The 15,508-nt window shown below is 63.1% G+C and carries 17 protein-coding genes; 7 read left to right on the top strand and 10 right to left on the bottom strand.

Annotated features, from left to right (window positions below; genetic code table 11):
* Nucleotides 1-52 precede the first annotated feature (52 nt).
* From xerD to SJI03_RS02895, 5 genes are all read right to left on the bottom strand, one after another.
* A complete protein-coding gene (xerD, locus tag SJI03_RS02915) occupies nucleotides 53-970 on the bottom strand; it encodes a site-specific tyrosine recombinase XerD (protein WP_416208698.1) in 918 nt (305 codons plus the stop codon).
* Nucleotides 967-1,467 (bottom strand): methylated-DNA--[protein]-cysteine S-methyltransferase, encoded by a 501-nt coding sequence (locus SJI03_RS02910; RefSeq protein ID WP_322426186.1) that lies wholly within the window; start codon nucleotides 1,465-1,467, stop codon nucleotides 967-969. Before SJI03_RS02910 ends, xerD begins: the two co-directional genes overlap by 4 nt.
* A gap of 425 nt (nucleotides 1,468-1,892) precedes the next feature.
* Nucleotides 1,893-3,173 carry a TRAP transporter large permease gene (locus SJI03_RS02905; RefSeq protein ID WP_034746868.1) on the bottom strand — a complete coding sequence of 427 codons (1,281 nt, stop codon included), beginning with the start codon at nucleotides 3,171-3,173 and terminating at the stop codon, nucleotides 1,893-1,895.
* Complete coding sequence (locus tag SJI03_RS02900) at nucleotides 3,170-3,742, bottom strand: TRAP transporter small permease (RefSeq protein WP_251351765.1); 573 nt, start codon at nucleotides 3,740-3,742, stop codon at nucleotides 3,170-3,172. Before SJI03_RS02900 ends, SJI03_RS02905 begins: the two co-directional genes overlap by 4 nt.
* Before the next feature lie 116 nt (nucleotides 3,743-3,858).
* Nucleotides 3,859-4,851 carry a TRAP transporter substrate-binding protein gene (locus SJI03_RS02895; protein ID WP_374106368.1) on the bottom strand — a complete coding sequence of 331 codons (993 nt, stop codon included), beginning with the start codon at nucleotides 4,849-4,851 and terminating at the stop codon, nucleotides 3,859-3,861.
* Between the two features lie 135 nt (nucleotides 4,852-4,986).
* Between SJI03_RS02895 and SJI03_RS02890 the strand changes: the two genes are divergently transcribed.
* Nucleotides 4,987-7,011, top strand: a complete 2,025-nt coding sequence (locus tag SJI03_RS02890; RefSeq protein WP_322426185.1) for a PAS domain S-box protein — start codon at nucleotides 4,987-4,989, stop codon at nucleotides 7,009-7,011.
* A gap of 25 nt (nucleotides 7,012-7,036) precedes the next feature.
* Nucleotides 7,037-7,621: a response regulator transcription factor gene (locus SJI03_RS02885; RefSeq protein ID WP_034780029.1), complete on the top strand. Its 585-nt coding sequence runs from the start codon at nucleotides 7,037-7,039 to the stop codon at nucleotides 7,619-7,621.
* A gap of 49 nt (nucleotides 7,622-7,670) precedes the next feature.
* Here the strand turns inward: SJI03_RS02885 and SJI03_RS02880 are convergent, their stop codons facing one another.
* Complete coding sequence (locus SJI03_RS02880) at nucleotides 7,671-8,498, bottom strand: siderophore-interacting protein (RefSeq protein WP_099376613.1); 828 nt, start codon at nucleotides 8,496-8,498, stop codon at nucleotides 7,671-7,673.
* Nucleotides 8,499-8,520: 22 nt separating this feature from the next.
* Nucleotides 8,521-9,078, bottom strand: coding sequence for a PadR family transcriptional regulator (locus SJI03_RS02875; RefSeq protein ID WP_244517467.1), 558 nt, complete (start codon nucleotides 9,076-9,078; stop codon nucleotides 8,521-8,523).
* Between the two features lie 254 nt (nucleotides 9,079-9,332).
* On the opposite strand from SJI03_RS02875, the gene SJI03_RS02870 reads away from it, so the two are divergent.
* Nucleotides 9,333-9,677 (top strand): DUF3052 family protein, encoded by a 345-nt coding sequence (locus tag SJI03_RS02870; protein WP_322426184.1) that lies wholly within the window; start codon nucleotides 9,333-9,335, stop codon nucleotides 9,675-9,677.
* Between the two features lie 7 nt (nucleotides 9,678-9,684).
* On the opposite strand, the gene queG is transcribed toward SJI03_RS02870, so the two are convergent.
* The gene (gene queG, locus SJI03_RS02865) at nucleotides 9,685-10,776 is read right to left on the bottom strand and encodes a tRNA epoxyqueuosine(34) reductase QueG (RefSeq protein ID WP_099376610.1); all 1,092 of its coding nucleotides are present in this window, start codon (nucleotides 10,774-10,776) and stop codon (nucleotides 9,685-9,687) included.
* 78 nt (nucleotides 10,777-10,854) lie between these two features.
* Between queG and tsaE the strand changes: the two genes are divergently transcribed.
* The 3 genes from tsaE to SJI03_RS02850 are packed head-to-tail and all read left to right on the top strand — an operon-like array spanning nucleotide 10,855 to nucleotide 13,558.
* Nucleotides 10,855-11,343, top strand: coding sequence for a tRNA (adenosine(37)-N6)-threonylcarbamoyltransferase complex ATPase subunit type 1 TsaE (gene tsaE / locus SJI03_RS02860; protein WP_034746843.1), 489 nt, complete (start codon nucleotides 10,855-10,857; stop codon nucleotides 11,341-11,343).
* Nucleotides 11,307-12,707, top strand: a complete 1,401-nt coding sequence (locus SJI03_RS02855) for an N-acetylmuramoyl-L-alanine amidase (protein ID WP_099401537.1) — start codon at nucleotides 11,307-11,309, stop codon at nucleotides 12,705-12,707. Before tsaE ends, SJI03_RS02855 begins: the two co-directional genes overlap by 37 nt.
* Before the next feature lie 14 nt (nucleotides 12,708-12,721).
* On the top strand, nucleotides 12,722-13,558 hold the full coding sequence (locus SJI03_RS02850) for a D-hexose-6-phosphate mutarotase (protein WP_322426183.1): 837 nt from the start codon (nucleotides 12,722-12,724) through the stop codon (nucleotides 13,556-13,558).
* On the opposite strand, the gene SJI03_RS02845 is transcribed toward SJI03_RS02850, so the two are convergent.
* Entirely contained in the window at nucleotides 13,555-14,454 is a 900-nt protein-coding gene (locus SJI03_RS02845) for a carbonic anhydrase (RefSeq protein WP_416208697.1), read from the bottom strand. The genes SJI03_RS02850 and SJI03_RS02845 overlap by 4 nt on opposite strands.
* Here SJI03_RS02845 and SJI03_RS02840 point away from each other — a divergent pair.
* Nucleotides 14,453-14,644: a hypothetical protein gene (locus SJI03_RS02840; protein ID WP_322426438.1), complete on the top strand. Its 192-nt coding sequence runs from the start codon at nucleotides 14,453-14,455 to the stop codon at nucleotides 14,642-14,644. The two genes, SJI03_RS02845 and SJI03_RS02840, sit on opposite strands and share 2 nt — an antisense overlap.
* Nucleotides 14,645-14,743: 99 nt before the next feature.
* Here SJI03_RS02840 and SJI03_RS02835 read toward each other — a convergent pair whose 3' ends face one another.
* Nucleotides 14,744-15,394, bottom strand: a complete 651-nt coding sequence (locus SJI03_RS02835; RefSeq protein WP_071075583.1) for a VTT domain-containing protein — start codon at nucleotides 15,392-15,394, stop codon at nucleotides 14,744-14,746.
* Nucleotides 15,395-15,508 lie beyond the last annotated feature (114 nt).

Below are 15,508 nucleotides of genomic sequence, written 5' to 3'. Positions count from 1 at the left end.
CAGATAAGCACATAGGGCACATTATGACGCAGTTGGAGCAAATACAAAATTTTTAGCCGCGCGGATGATGCTGCGCATGCAGCAGTTTCAGCCGTTCGCGGGCCACATGCGTGTAAATCTGCGTGGTGGAAATATCGGAGTGCCCCAGTAACAATTGCACAACACGCAAGTCCGCGCCATGGTTCAGCAAATGCGTGGCGAACGCATGGCGCAAGGTGTGCGGCGACAGCGGCGCCGTGATGCCCGCGTTCAGTGCGTGTTTCTTGATGATGACCCAGAACATTTGCCGCGTCATGGCGCCACCGCGCCGCGTGACGAACAATGCATCGTCCATCTGACCGTCGAGGATGACGCCGCGCGCTTCTTTCAGATAACGCTCTATCCACAGCCGCGCCTGTTCGCCGAACGGCACCAGGCGCGTCTTGCTGCCCTTGCCCGTGATGCGCAGCACGCCATCGTTGAGGCTCAGCTCGACGGATTTCAAGTCCACCAGTTCCGACACGCGCAAGCCGCTCGCATACATGAGTTCCAGCATCGTGCGCTCGCGCAAGCCCAGCGGCGTGCTCACGTCGGGCGCCGCCAGCAAGGCTTCCACCTGCGCTTCGCTCAGGGTATGCACGAAGCGCGCCGGCTGCTTGGCCGAGACCATCTTCAGGCACGGGTCGGCGGCGATATGCTTGTGCCGCAAGGCCAGCTGGTAAAAGCGCTTGAGCACGGACAGGCGCCGGTTCGACGAGGTCGCCTTGCTCTCGTCGTGGCGGGCCGCGAAATATGCCTCGATATCGGCCGTGGACACGTCGTACAGGCCTTCGCGCCCGGGCCGCGCCACTTCCAGCCAGCGCGCAAACAGCCGCATGTCGCGCCGGTAGGCATCGAGCGAGTTTTTCGACAAGCCGTCTTCCAGCCACAGGCTGTCGCAGAATTCGTCGATCAGGGTAGCGTTGTCGGGCGCCAGCAGGCTGTTCATCATAGGTAAGCCGCCACGCCTTCGTGCGCCAGCAGCCAGCGCTTGACGCCCAGGTGGAAGCCCGTCGCATCGTCGTGGTGGGCAAAGCCGCCCAGGCCGCCAGCGGCCGTCACGCGGTGGCAGGGTATGACCACGGGAAACCAGTTGGCGCCGCAAGCCTGGCCCACGGCGCGCGGGGCCGAGCCGATCAGGCGCGCCACGTCTCCATAGGTGCGCACCTGGCCGCGCGCAATGCCGCGAATCGCCGCCCACACCCGTTGCTGATAGGCGCTACCCGAGGCGGCCAGCGGCAAGTCGAAGACATAATCGGGATCGCGGAAATACCGGGCCAGTTGCTGGCAGGCCCGCTCGGAGACGGCATCCTGCGCGTCTTTTTCCGCGAAGTGCGGCGGCAGATACACCAGCTCGCATACCTGGCCATCGTGCGCGCGCACGCCCATGGCGCCGAACGGCGCGGCCACGATGGCGCTGAACAGTTCACTGCCCTGTTGTTTTTTCATCTGCTGATCATTGTTCAAGTGTGGCATATATGCAACCTGCCGGCGCGGGAAACCGCACCACGGGAATTATGCACCGTCTTTGGGCGTGCCGGCGGACGTTTCCCGCGCACGAAAAAAAAGCGCACCAGTCGGTGCGCTTCAAATATTGCTTCACGTTCCCGGTCGTTTGGGTCCGCCGGTGCCGGCTTGTGGCCGCAGACAGCTATGACTCAACAACTTCTGTGAAACGTGTGTCTCCTCAATATATCCCCGGTATCAATACCGTTTTTATAGACCACTCCCCCACTAACCTTGTTGCCAATTCTGTATTTCAGCCTTGCTACCGGGGCGCATATGCATATACGTGTTTCCCCTTAAGGCTGCCCATCATAGCGCATTTATTCGGCCGGATCGACTTTTTTTGCACCATGACGGGGACAACTGTTTTAGTTGTAAATTAAATTTGGCAGCCACAGCGAGATTTGTGGTACGTAGGTAATCAGGCCCAGGAAGGCCAGCATCGTCAGCAGCCACGGCATCACGGCCACGGTCAGCTCCGAGATGCCCATCTTCGTAATGCCGGACGCCACGTACAGGTTCAGGCCCACGGGCGGATGGCACATGCCGACCTCCATATTGACCACGATCAAGATGCCGAAGTGCACAGGGTCAATGCCCAGCTTCATGGCGACGGGGAACAGGATCGGCGCCATGATCAGCACGATGGACGACGGCTCCATGACGTTACCAGCCAACAACAGCAGCACGTTGACCACCAGCAAGAAACTGATCACGCCCAGGCCCTTGCCCGTAATCCACTCGGCCATCGCTTGCGGAATGTTTTCACTGGTCATCAGGAACGAGAACAGCACGGCATTGGTGATGATGTACAACAGCATCGCCGACATGGCGGCCGAATCGAGCAAGACCTTGCCCACTTGCTTGATCTTCAAGTCCTTGTAGACGAAGACGGCGATGATGAAGGCGTACACGGCAGCCATGGCGGCCGCTTCCGTCGGCGTGAAGGCACCCGAATAGATGCCGCCCATGACGATGACGATCAAGAGCAAGCCCCAGGCGCTCTTCTTGAACGTGACGAAGCGCTCGCCCCAGCTGGCCTTTTTCATGCGCGGATAATTGTGCTTGCGCGCCAAAAACCACGTGGTCAGGCCCAGCAGCATGGCCAGCATCATGCCGGGAATCACGCCCGCCATGAACAGTTTACCAACGGACGTGTTCGTGCTGACGGAATACATCACCATCACGATCGATGGCGGTATCAAAATGCCCAGCGCGCCCGAGGTGGTGATGACGCCGGCGCCGAAACCGCGCGGATAGCCCTGCTTGACCATGGCCGGCAGGATGATGGAACCGATCGCCACCACGGTGGCGGGGCTGGAACCGGAGACGGCCGCAAACAGCGCGCACGCCATCACGCCGGCCAGCGCCAGGCCGCCGTGCCAGTGCCCCACCATGGAGCTGGCGAAGTTGATCATGCGCCGCGCCACCCCGCCATGCGTGAGGAAGTTGCCCGCCAAAATGAAGAACGGGATGGCCATGATCTCGAATTTCTCGATGCCCGTGAAAATCTTCAGGGCCACCGATTCGATGGGCACGCTGGTCATGGTAAACAGGAACGTCAGTACCGTCAGGCCCAGCGAAATGGAGATCGGCATGCCGGTCAGCATCAACGCCAGCAGCAATACAAAAATGATCAGCGCGTTCATGCCTTGGCTCCTTTTTCTTCAGCCGTCAATTCGTCTTCCAGCCCCTCGACGTGCGAATGGTCGTGTTTCGGCAAGGCACCCGTCTTGATGAAATGCACCATCACCTGCAGGAAGCGGAAGCACATCAGGTAGGAACCGAGCGGCACGGCCAGGTAGACCAGCCACATCGGCACTTCCATGTCGGCCGAAGTCTGGTCCGTGTGGCCGATCGACCACACGAAGCTGGCGCCCAAAGTACCGACGATGCCCGTAAACAGGGCGCCGGCACCGAGGCCGAAGACGATGAAACGGTCGCGCCAGCGCGGGTTCATGCGGTTGATCAAGACATCGACGCCCACGTGGATGCCCGTGCGCACGCCGTACGCGGCGCCGAACTTGGCCATCCAGACGAACATGTAGATGCACAGTTCCTGGGCCCAGCTGGTATTGATTTGTATCAGGAAGTCTTGCACGACCGGTATCGGCAAGCCGGCCAGGTAGCGGTGCACGACCGCGACGAAGATGATGAAGGTGGCCGCGCCCATCAGGGTCGCGATCAGCCACTCTTCCAGGTGATCCAGAAATTTCATGGTGGACTTTCAAAGAATGCGGGTACGCTGGCACCCGCGCAGGACGCGCAGGTGCCGTTGCTGCAGAAAGACAGGGATGCCCCTGATAGCCGCGCCGGGTGGCGCGGCCAGCGCTATTACTTCGCGCTTTCCTTGTTGATGGCCGAGATCAGATCCTTGCCGATGCGCGCTTCCATGGTCTTCTGCACGGGCGCCAGCGCCTTGCGCCACTCGGCCTGTTCCTGCACCGTCAAGGTGTAGATCTGCGTCTTGCCCGCTTTCTTGATGGCGTCGAGGGCCTGATCGTTGTCGCGCTGGGCGATGGCTTTTTCAAACGTGGTCGCCTCGCGCATGGCTTTTTCCAGCTGGCCGCGGATATCGGGCGGCAAGCCATCCCAGAATTTCTTGTTGACGATGACGGCATAGCCCAGGTAGCCGTGGTTCGACACGGTCACGTGCTTTTGCACTTCATGCATCTTTTGCGTGTACATATTCGATGGCGGATTTTCCGTGCCGTCGACCACGCCCGTCTGCAGCGCCTGATACACTTCCGAGAAGGCCAGCACCTGCGGATTGGCGCCCAGCGCGCGCATTTGCGCGTCGAGTACCTTCGACGACTGGATGCGCATTTTCAGGCCCTTGAAGTCGGCCGGGCTGTGCAGCGGCTTGTTGGCCGACATCACCTTGAAGCCATTGTCCCAGTAAGCCAGGCCCGTGATACCCTTGGGTTCCAGTTTTTTCAGCAGGCTCTTGCCGATTTCGCCTTCGGTGACGTTGTACAGCGCCGTCTTGGTGGGGAAGATGTAGGGCAGGTCGAAGGCTTCGAATTCCTTCACGCCCAGCGGGCCGAACTTGGCCAGCGACGGTGCCAGCATCTGCACGGCACCCAGCTGCAGGGCTTCGAGTTCTTCCTTGTCCTTGTACAGCTGGCTGTTCGGGTACAGTTCGACCTTGACCTTGCCATTCGTGGCTTTTTCGGCCAGCTGCTTGAAACGTTCGGCGGCCTGGCCTTTCGGCGTGTCGGTGGCCACGACGTGGCTGAACTTGATAACGATGGGGGCTTGCGCGTAAGCGTGCACGCCGGCGGTGGCGCCTATGGCCGCGCACAGCGCGACGAACATGGTTTTCATCTGCATTTTTGTCTCCTGAGTGGTTTTTGAAAAACTTTATTATTTGTCTACTTGGATATTGTGCCAAAGAAACTGCCTTCGCTATTGTGGTTAACCACAATAGCCGGCTCCCGATAAGCCGCTACCCTGCCAGCCATGCCGACTCCCCCCACCCTTGCACGCCGCTTCAAGCTATCGAGCCCGATGCGCTGGCTGCTGCCCGTCATCCTGCTGCTGCTGTTCCTGTCCATCCTGTTCTGGCTGCCCTGGCAGGCGCGTCAGATGGAAAGCAACGAGCGCCAGGAGCAGCTGATCGCCGATACGCTGTGGGTGGAGCAGACCATCCGCTTCCAGCTGGCGCGCAACGAGGAAAGCCTGTTCAACCTGGGCGTGGACATCGCCAGCAGCTCCCTGTCGGCGGAAAAAGTGCACGAACGGCTGCAGCAGATGTTGCGCAATGGCCGTGAATTGCAGCGCGTGCTGTGGCTCGACACCAGCGGCAAGGTGCTGGCCACCAGCGACAACAGCCTGCCGCATGCCCTGTCGTTTTCGCCCGCCTCGCTGACGGCGGCCGACAATGCGCGCCGTTTGCACCGGGGCCAGTACGCCCAGCCTTCGCAGCAGAGCGGCTTTCCCGACGCGCCGCCGGGCGCCATGCTGATGGATTACCACCAGCCCCTGTTCGATGGCCAGCGCTACGTGGGCAGCCTGGTGGCCACCTACCAGATCAGCAGCCTGCTCGATGAAATGGTGCCGTGGTGGTTTGCGCAGGATAACCAGATTTCGCTGATCGACCGCGACGACAAGGTGCTGGCGCGGCGCGCCGCCGCCGGTCCCGGCCACGGCGTGTACACGCACAAGCGTGCGCTCGACGTGCCCGGCGCCACCATCACCCTGTTTACCGACAGCGTGAAAAGCCAGCCCAAGCTGCTGCCCAATTTGCTGGTCGGCTCCGTCATCGCCCTGTCGCTGGGGCTGCTGTGGAGCTTGCTGGCCCTGTGGCGCCACATTTCGCGCCGCCTGGTGGCCGAAGGCGCGCTGCGCCAGCAGATGCTGTTTCGCACGGCGATGGAAAACTCGCTGGTGACGGGCATGCGCGCGCGCGACCTGGAAGGCAGAGTCACCTACGTGAATCCCGCGTTTTGCCAGATCGTCGGCTATCCGCCCGAGGAAATCCTGGGCCGTTTGCCGCCCATGCCCTACTGGGTGCCCGAGGCGCTGGAGGAATACCAGCAGCGCTTCGTCAAGGCCCTGGCCGGCAATCCCACGCCGCAGTTCGAAACCTATTTCCAGCGTCCGGACGGCACGCGCGTGGCCGTGCTGATCTTCGAGGCGCCCTTGGTGGACAAGAATGGCCAGCAAACGGGCTGGATGGGTTCCGTGCTCGATATCTCGGACCGCAAGCGGGTCGAGGAACTGAATCGCCAGCAGCAGGAAAAACTGCAAACGAGTTCGCGCCTGGCCACCATGGGCGAGCTGGCGTCGATGCTGGCGCACGAACTGAATCAGCCGCTGGCGGCCATTTCCAGCTACACCACGGGCGCCTTGAATTTGATCCGCCGCGCCATCGACAGCGGTGTCCCCGTCGAGCCGAATACATTGAAGCCGGCGCTGGAACAGGCCAGCGCGCAGGCGCAGCGGGCCGGCCAGATCATCCGCAGCGTGCACGATTTCGTGCGCAAGAGCGAGCCGCAGCGCCAGGATATCGCCATCCGCACCCTGATCGACGGCATCCGCGCACTGATCGACCTGCAGGCGCGCAAATACTATGTCACCATCCAGGAAGAGCTGCCGCCGGACCTGCCGCTGCTGCGCGCCGACCCCGTGATGATCGAGCAAGTGCTGCTGAACCTGACGCGCAACGCCATCGAGGCCATGCAGGACGCGGCGCCGGGACGGCGTATCATGCGCCTGCGGGCCAGCCACGACGCGCAGCAAGGCATGGTGACGGTGGACGTGATCGATCATGGACATGGCATCCCGCAGGATGTGGCCGAGCGGCTGTTTTCGCCGTTTTTCTCGACCAAGTCCGAAGGCATGGGCATGGGCCTGAACATCTGCCGCACCGCCATCGAATTTCACGGCGGCGCGCTGACCTTCGGCGCCAACCCCGCAGGCGGTACGATCTTTACATTCAGCGTACCGGCCGCGCCGCGCGCCGCACCAAGCAATAACGAATAACGCATAACGACAATCCGGAGACACCATGCTGCACATCATTGACGACGAAGAGGTCGTACGCGACTCCCTGTCCTGGCTGGCCGCCTCGCGCAGCATCGAGGCGCGCAACTACGCCAGCGCCCAGCAATTCCTCGATAGCCTCGATGGCAGCTTCGACGCCGCCGGCGACTGCGTGCTGCTCGACGTGCGCATGCCCGACATGAACGGCATCGCCCTGTTTGACCAGTTGGTCAAGCGCGACCTGACGGCGCGCCTGCCCGTGATCTTCCTCACCGGCCACGGCGACGTGCCGATGGCCGTCGACAGCCTGAAACGGGGCGCCTTCGATTTCTTTGAAAAGCCGTTCAACGACAACGACCTGATGGACCGCGTGCAGCAAGGCCTGGCCAACTCGCGCCAGGCGGGCGAACTGGCCGCCGTGCATGCGCGCCTGGCCACCCTGTCGACGCGCGAACGCGAAGTGCTGGACCTGATTTTGGCGGGCAAGATGAACAAGGTGGTGGCCGACAAGCTGGGCATCAGCATGCGCACCGTGGAAGTCCACCGCGCGCATATCTTCGACAAGATGCAGGTCAAGACGGCGGTGGAGCTGGCGGGGTTGTTGAAGTAAATGCAGTAGGTCGGCTTAGCGCAACGCGCGTAAGCCGACACCACCACCATCACTCATCGTGATGCTCATGATGCTCGGCCGCCCCATGCTTCCAGTAGCTGGCCACATGCAGATGCTGCTTCGGCACCCCGGCGTCAATAAAGTGCCCACGCAAGCCCTGCACCTGCGCATGCTCGCACGCCACCCATACATAGCCGTCGCCATCCTGCGGCAAGGCCACTTGCGCCAGAGCTTCCAGCAGCAGCGATCCCCTGCGGCCATTGCGCGCCACCCAGCGCACGTCCAGCTGCGCCGCACACTCGAGCGCAATCTGTTCGCCATCTTCGACGATCTCGATCACGGCCATCGCGCGCGCCGTGGCCGGCAACTGCTCCAGGCGGCGGGCGATGGCCGGCAAGGCCGTCTGGTCGCCCACCAGCACATACCAGTCGAAATCGAGCGGCACCAGCATCGAGCCGCGCGGTCCACCCACGCCCAGGGTCTGGCCAGGCGCGGCTTGCGCCGCCCAGCTGGCCGCAGGGCCGTCGCCATGCAGCACGAAGTCGATTTCCAGCTCGCGCCGCGCGGCGTCGTAGCGGCGCGGCGTGTAATTGCGGGCAATCGGGCGCGCGCCTTCCGCATACTGGATGGGATTCGGGCCATTGCCCAGCACGGGAAACACGGGCGTAGCCTGCCCCCGGGCGGGGAAGAACAGTTTCACGTGGTCGTCGTGCGCCGGCGAGACAAAGCCGTCCAGGTCGTCGCCGGCCAGGGTGATGCGGCGCATGTGCGGCGTGATCTGCTCGGTGCGCACGACGGTGAGCACGCGCAGTTTCAAGTCATGCCGCACGCGCTCGATGGCATGCGGACGTGGTGTTGCTGGTGATGCAGTAGTCATGGCTTATCCTTGTAAAGTGGGCTCAGTGGCCGTCGACGATGGCGTTCGCCGCCTGTTCCAGCACGGCGGATACGCGCTCGGCTTCCGCGTCGCTCCAGCTGGTCTTGTTCAGCAACAGCGCATGCTTGAGCGTGTGCATGGCCTGGCGCACGCGCTCGGGCAAGGCGTTGCGCGCCTGGACGCGGGCAAACATGTCGAGGCGGGCCAGGATGCCGTCCACCTGGGCGCGGTTCTCGTCGAGATACGCACGCCCCAGGTCCGTGATCGTGTAGAGCTTCTTGCCGCTGGCGCTTTCGGAGGACGTGACATGGTCCTGCTCTTCCAGCAAGGTCAGGGTCGGATACACGGCGCCCGGACTGGGGGCGTAGGCGCCGCCGCAACGCTCTTCGATGGCCTTGATGATTTCATAGCCGTGACGGGGACTGATTTCGATCAGCGCCAGCACGATCAGCGGCAAGTCGCCACGGCCGAAGACGCGCTCGGCCCGTTCGCCGCGCCCTCGTCCACCTGGGCCACCGGGGCCGCCATGGCCCATGCCATCACCGCGTTCGTCGAAGCCGCGCGGGCCGCGGCCGTGCATGGAGTATTCGTGGCGGTATTCGCCATGGTGGTGGTGATGCTGGCCGCAATGGCCGTGATGATGGTGATGGCCATGCTGGCCGTGTTCTGTGTGGTGTGAGTTTCTCATGTTTTCTCTTTAAAGATATATCGTTAGTAGGTATCGCCATTTTATAACGATATATCGATAAGTCAAGCAGAAATTTGTTATGCTCGTCTTTTCACCATCCACACGCCGATGCCATGCCTGACAAATCTGCCTTTGAGAAAATGTATGTGAAAAATGCCAGCTCCCTGGCCGTGCTCAATGACGGCGGCGAACATGGAGAATTGCTGGCGCAGTTGCCGGCGGAGCGGCGGGTGCGGGAAGGTGAAAATGCCGACTGGATCCTGCTGTACGCACGCAGCCGCGCGGAACTGGAACAGTTCCTGCCGATGGCGCAGGCGCGCCTGGCGCCCGGCGGCGCCGTCTGGGTGGCATACCGCAAGGGCGGAATCAAAGCGGGCAGCGACATCCACCGCGACGATATCCGCGACTTTGCGCACACCGTAGGCCTCGACAGCGTGGCCATGGTCGCCATCGATAGTGAGTGGTCGGCACTGCGCCTGAAGCAGGCTTAAAAAGGGTCTAGGCGATGCCGTGCAAGGCCAGCGCCCATTCGACGTGTTCACGCACGATGGCCGATGGATGCTCGCGGCGCGACAGCAGGGCCGCGACGATGTCGGCCTGGCCCCGGGCCTTGGCGGCCGCGTTGCCCATGCCGACGGCCAGGTTGCGCAGCCAGCGTTCGTGGCCGATGCGGCGGATCGCGCTGCCTTCCATGCGGCGGTTGAATTCTTCTTCCGTCCAGGCGAACAGCTCCACCATGCCGGCGCTGCCCAGGCTGTGGCGCTCGTCGAAATCGGGCACGACGGCGCGCTGGGCGAACTTGTTCCACGGGCAGACAGTCTGGCAATCGTCGCAGCCGTACACCTTGTTGCCGATCAGAGGGCGCATCTCGACGGGAATGGCGCCCTTCAATTCGATCGTCAGGTAAGAGATGCAGCGGCGCGCGTCAAGCTTGTACGGCCCCAGGATGGCTTGCGTCGGACACACCGTGATGCACGCCGAGCACTGGCCGCAGCGCGGGGTCTCCGGCGGGTCGACGGGCAACGGCACGTCGATGAGGATCTCGCCGAGGAAAAAGAAGGAACCGCCCTGGCGGTTGATCAGCAAGGTGTGCTTGCCGCGCCAGCCCAGCCCCCCCTTTTGCGCCAGCTCGACTTCCATCACGGGCGCCGAATCGCTGAAGACGCGGTAGCCGAAGTCGCCGATTTCGCCCTTGATGCGCTCGGCCAGCTGCTGCAGGCGCGAACGCATGACCTTGTGATAGTCGCGGCCCCGCGCATACACGGAGATCACGGCCGCGGCAGGGTCGGCATCGCGCGCCGCCTCGTGCGCGCGCCAGTCGGGCCCCAGCGCCGGCGGCAGATAATTCATGCGCGCGCTGATGGCGCGCACCGTGCCCGGCACCAGTTCGGCCGGGCGCGCGCGCTTCATGCCGTGGCTGGCCATGTAATCCATTTCGCCGTGGTACCCTGCATCGAGCCAGGCTTGCAAGGGCGCTTCCATGTGCGACAGGTCCACGTCGGCGATGCGCACCTCGGCAAAACCCAGCTCGCGCCCCCATTCTTTGATGGTGCGCGCCAGGACGGCGAGATCGGTGATGGTGGCGGACATAGGGGACTTTACGGAAAACGGCAGGCGCGCGGGCGGTTACAATGACAGCAGCCTCCATTTTATGCGATACCGAAGATCATGACCGAACACTTCAAAGCCCACCTCCACGACGAAGCCGGCACCGCCGCGCTGGGCGCCGCGCTGGCGCGCGCGCTGGCGCCGGGCCTGGCGATCTACCTGCACGGCGACCTGGGCGCCGGCAAGACGGCCCTCACGCGCGCCCTGTTGCACGCGGCCGGCCATGCTGGCCACGTGAAAAGCCCCACCTATACGCTGTCCGAACCGTACACGGTGCAACTCGATGGCCAGCGCGTCAACGTCATCCACTTCGACCTGTACCGCATGGGCAGTGCCGAGGAATTCCTCGACGCCGGCTTTCGCGAAGACTTCGACGGCCGCAATATCTGCATCGTCGAATGGCCGGAGAAAGCCGAACCGGTGCTGCCGCCGGCCGACCTGAATATTTATTTGAACGTTGCGGGTACAGGACGTGATGTAGAATTGCAAGCGTCTTCTGAATTGGGTCTGTCATGCCTTCACCGTCTCAAATTCGCCCCGAACCTTTGATCTCCTCGCCCATCACCCGGCGCACGGTCCTCAAGGCCGGCGGCACCCTGCTGTTGTCCGTGTTCGCGCCCATGTCGGCGATGGCGGCGCAAATTCTCGCCGTGCGCGTCTGGCCGGCCGAGGACTACACCCGCGTCACCCTGGAAAACGACAGCATCCTCAAGGCGACCCACTTCATCGTCAAGGACCCGGAACGCCTGGTGGTCGACATCGAAGGCCTGGAACTCAATCCCACGCTCAAGGGCCTGGTGGCGAAAATTCAGTCGAACGACCCGTATATCAAGCAGGTGCGCGTGGGCCAGAACCGGCCCAATGTCGTGCGCCTGGTGTTCGACCTGAAAGAGGAAGTCACGCCGCAGCTGTTTACCCTGCCGCCGGCCGGCTCCTACAACCACCGTTTGATCTTCGACCTGTATCCCGTGCGCGAGCCGGATTTGATCGCGCAGATGATCGAAAAGGGCGACTGGTCGAGCGACCCCGCCAAGCCGCCCATGGCCGGCACGCATACGCCGCCGCCCGCGCTGCCCCTGCCCGAGAGCGGCAAGCCGCCCGTGGCCGCCGTGGCGCCGCCGGCAGCGCCCATCGTGCCGCCCGTTCCCGACGTGCGTCCGGAACAGCGCCCCGAAGCGCGCCCGCTGCCGGGCCAGAAAGTGGTGCGCATGATTACCATCGCGCTCGATCCCGGCCACGGCGGCGAAGACCCTGGCGCCATGGGCAGCCGGGGCAGCCGCGAAAAAGACGTGGTGCTGGCCATTGCCAAGCGCCTCAAGACCAAGCTGGAACTGCAGCCGAACATGCGCGTCATGCTCACGCGCGACGCCGATTTCTTCGTCCCGCTGGGCATGCGCGTGGAAAAGGCGCGCAAGGTGCAGGCCGACCTGTTCGTCTCGATCCACGCCGACGCCTTCATCCAGCCGACGGCGCGCGGCTCGTCCGTCTTCGTGCTGTCCGAAAAGGGCGCCACCTCGACGGCTGCACGCTGGCTGGCCAACAAGGAAAACCAGGCCGACCTGATCGGCGGCGTGAACGTGAAGAACCACGACAAGCAGCTGGCCAGCGTGCTGCTCGACCTGTCGACGACGGCGCAGATCAATGACAGCATGAAGCTGGGCAAGGCCGTGCTGCGCGAAATCGGCGGCATCAACCGCCTGCACAAGGGTTCCGTCGAACAGGCCGGCTTCGCCGTGCTCAAAGCGCCGGACATCCCTTCCATCCTGATCGAGACGGCCTTCATCTCGAATCCGGAGGAAGAAGCCAAGCTGACCGACAACGGCTACCAGGACCAGATGGCCGACGCCATCGTCACGGGCATCAAGAATTACTTTGCGAAGAATCCGCCGCTGGCGAAAAGCCGCCTGACCTGACATGAAAGCCTAGCATGAGCGAGAGTATCTTTGGCGAGCTGCCGGCCGTGACCATCCGCGCCGCCGATGGCGCGCAAGCGACCGTCACCCTGTACGGCGGCCACCTGGTCTCGTGGCAGACCAGCGATGGCCAGGAGCGCCTGTTCTGCAGCCGAGATTCCGCGCTCGACGGCAGCCGCGCCATCCGGGGCGGCGTGCCCGTGATCTTTCCCCAGTTCGGCGCGCGCGGCACGGGCATGCGCCACGGCTTTGCGCGCGTGGCGACCTGGCAGCTGGAATCGAGCGGTGAGGCTGATGGTGCCGCATGGGCGCAATTTGTCCTGACCCAGGCTGACTTGCCGGAAGCGATCGCCGCCAGCTGGGCATACAACTTCACCCTGCGCCTGCGCGTTGCCGTCACGGCCCAATCACTGGAGCTGCACCTGTCCGTGCACAACACGGGCGAGCAGGCGTTTCCATTCTCGGCCGCCCTGCACAGTTATTTTGCGATTGATCAATTGAGCGAAGCGCGCATTGGCGGCTTGCAGCGCGTGCGCTACTCGGACGAGACGCCGCAAGACGCCTTGCAGGCGGAAGAAGTACTGCAATTTTCGGACAAACTGGACCGCATCTACTACCAGCTGCCGGGCGCCTTGAGCCTGCAGTCTGGCAGCCATACGCTGCGCCTGGAGCAGCAGGGCTTTACGGACGCCGTCGTGTGGAACCCGGGCGCACAAGACGCGGCCGCCCTGCCCGACCTGGCCGACGACGAGCAGCCGCGCTTCATCTGCATCGAGCCTGCCCTGATCCAGCCCGACCTGCTGGCCGCCGGCGCCGAATGGACCGGCCGCCAGCGCCTCGCATTCGTTTAATTGGACTCTTTGATGATGCGGCCGTTCGTAGGCTGAATCGGGCGCGCATTCAAGGGATACAAGCGGCTGAACAGCGCCATCTGCGCCGGCGAGGCTTGCACCGGCTGCTTCATCACCATCCACAGCACGCCTTCGCTGCAAGGCGGCTCCGTCATCGATCCCATGTAGGTGTAGTAATCGCGCCGCGTCGGCAGCATCTCGGCCGGGTCGAGCAGGATGGTCGGCTGCATGGTCTCGAATTTTTCCAGCGGCAGATTGTTCCACACGGTCTGGATGGTCGCCTGCGGCGCCCCCCGCTCCAGCAGCAGCGCCAGCACGGCTTGCCGGCCTTCCGCGTCGCGGTGCACCAGGTGCACCACCATCTCGAACGCCTTGCCATTGATGCGCTCTTCGGAAGGGCGGTGGAAATGGAATTGCTGCAGCTCGAACATGCGGTTCTGCACCGTGATGTAATTGCCGCCGCTCACGCCCACCTGCACCGTGTGGCCATTGTCAACCACGTTGAACGACGACGGATGGTAGTCAAAGCTGATCTGCTCGAGCTCCACCTTCATGCCGTCGCGGATATCGATCGGCGACTGGCGGCTGCCATTGCCGCACTTGGCCCAGTCGACATTGATCTTGCTCCAGTGGGCCGGGCCGCTGTCGCCTTCGTACGACCAGTGCGTGCCGCGCGGCACGGGCGGCGGTGGCGGCGGCGCGGCCTTCACCACGGCGGCGCGCTTGGCGCGGGCGGCGGCGCGGGCCGCCTGGGTGGCACGCATTTCCGCCAGGCGCGCGGCAATGCGTTCGGACAGGTCGACTTCGGCCGCTTCTTCCTTTTCGCGCGCCGTGGGCGCAACGACGACAGGCGCCTTGGCCTCCTTGCCCTTCACCGATTCGGTCAGGGTTTTCATGGCGGCCGCGCGCGCCGACGCCGACATCGGCGCGGATGCGGTGGCGCTCGCCGGGACGGGGGCATCTTTGGCGCTTGCCATGGCCGTCATCGCGGCAAGGCTGCAAGCAAACAGGGCGCTCAAATGTCGCATGGAAATCCAGAAAGTGAGAATACCCTCTGGTTTACGGCTGGAAAGCAACAAAACTTGAATCAACGCGGGAGTAAAACAGAAACGAGGCAGGGAAAAACGAGATCCGGGGCCGGCTGCGGACTGTGCCGCAGCGCGCTTGCCCCGTATCCATGCGGCCTTACGCCGACTTGCCGACCATGCGCTTGTAGAGTTTCCACATGCCGCCCAGTACCACCGGCACGACGGCGGCGCCGACACCGATCAGCACGATCAAGGTCAGGTGGTCGCGGATCCACGGGATATTGCCGAAGAAGTAGCCCGCCGTCACCAGACCGACCACCCACAGCAGGGCGCCCGTCACGTTGTACATCTGGAAGCGCGCATGCGTCATGTCGGAAATGCCGGCCACGAACGGCGCGAAGGTGCGCACCACGGGCACGAAGCGGGCCAGGATGATGGTCTTGCCGCCGTGCTTTTCAAAGAATTCATGCGTGCGGCGCATGGCATCCTTGTTGATCCAGCGGTAATCGTGGGTAAACACCCTTTGCCCGATGGCCTCGCCTATCCAGTAATTGAGCGTGTTGCCCGTAACGGCGGCCGTCACCAGCAAGGCTATCAGCAAGCCCAGGTGCATTTGTCCCGTCGCACAAAACGCGCCGGCGATAAACAGCAAGGTATCCCCAGGGAAGAAAAACAGCACCACGAGGCCTGTCTCGCAAAAAATAATGGCGAACAGCACCGCATACACGAGGGTGCCGTACTGCTCGATCAAGAGACCCAGCGTCTTGTCGACATGCACGATCATGTCGAGGAATTGCACAAAATCCATATATTTTTCCCTAAAGGTAGCGGCGGAATCATACACCACCCGACCGGCGCAACGGCAGTCCCCGGGCTGATATTTCGTGATTAATTCGGCAGCGCCCTTGGCTGTGTGGCATTT

The sequence above is a fragment of the Janthinobacterium sp. GMG1 genome, from assembly GCF_034427795.1.
Taxonomy (GTDB): Bacteria; Pseudomonadota; Gammaproteobacteria; order Burkholderiales; family Burkholderiaceae_D; genus Janthinobacterium.
Note: the sequence above shows the minus strand (reverse complement) of the source record. Positions and strands in the feature narration are given on the sequence as shown.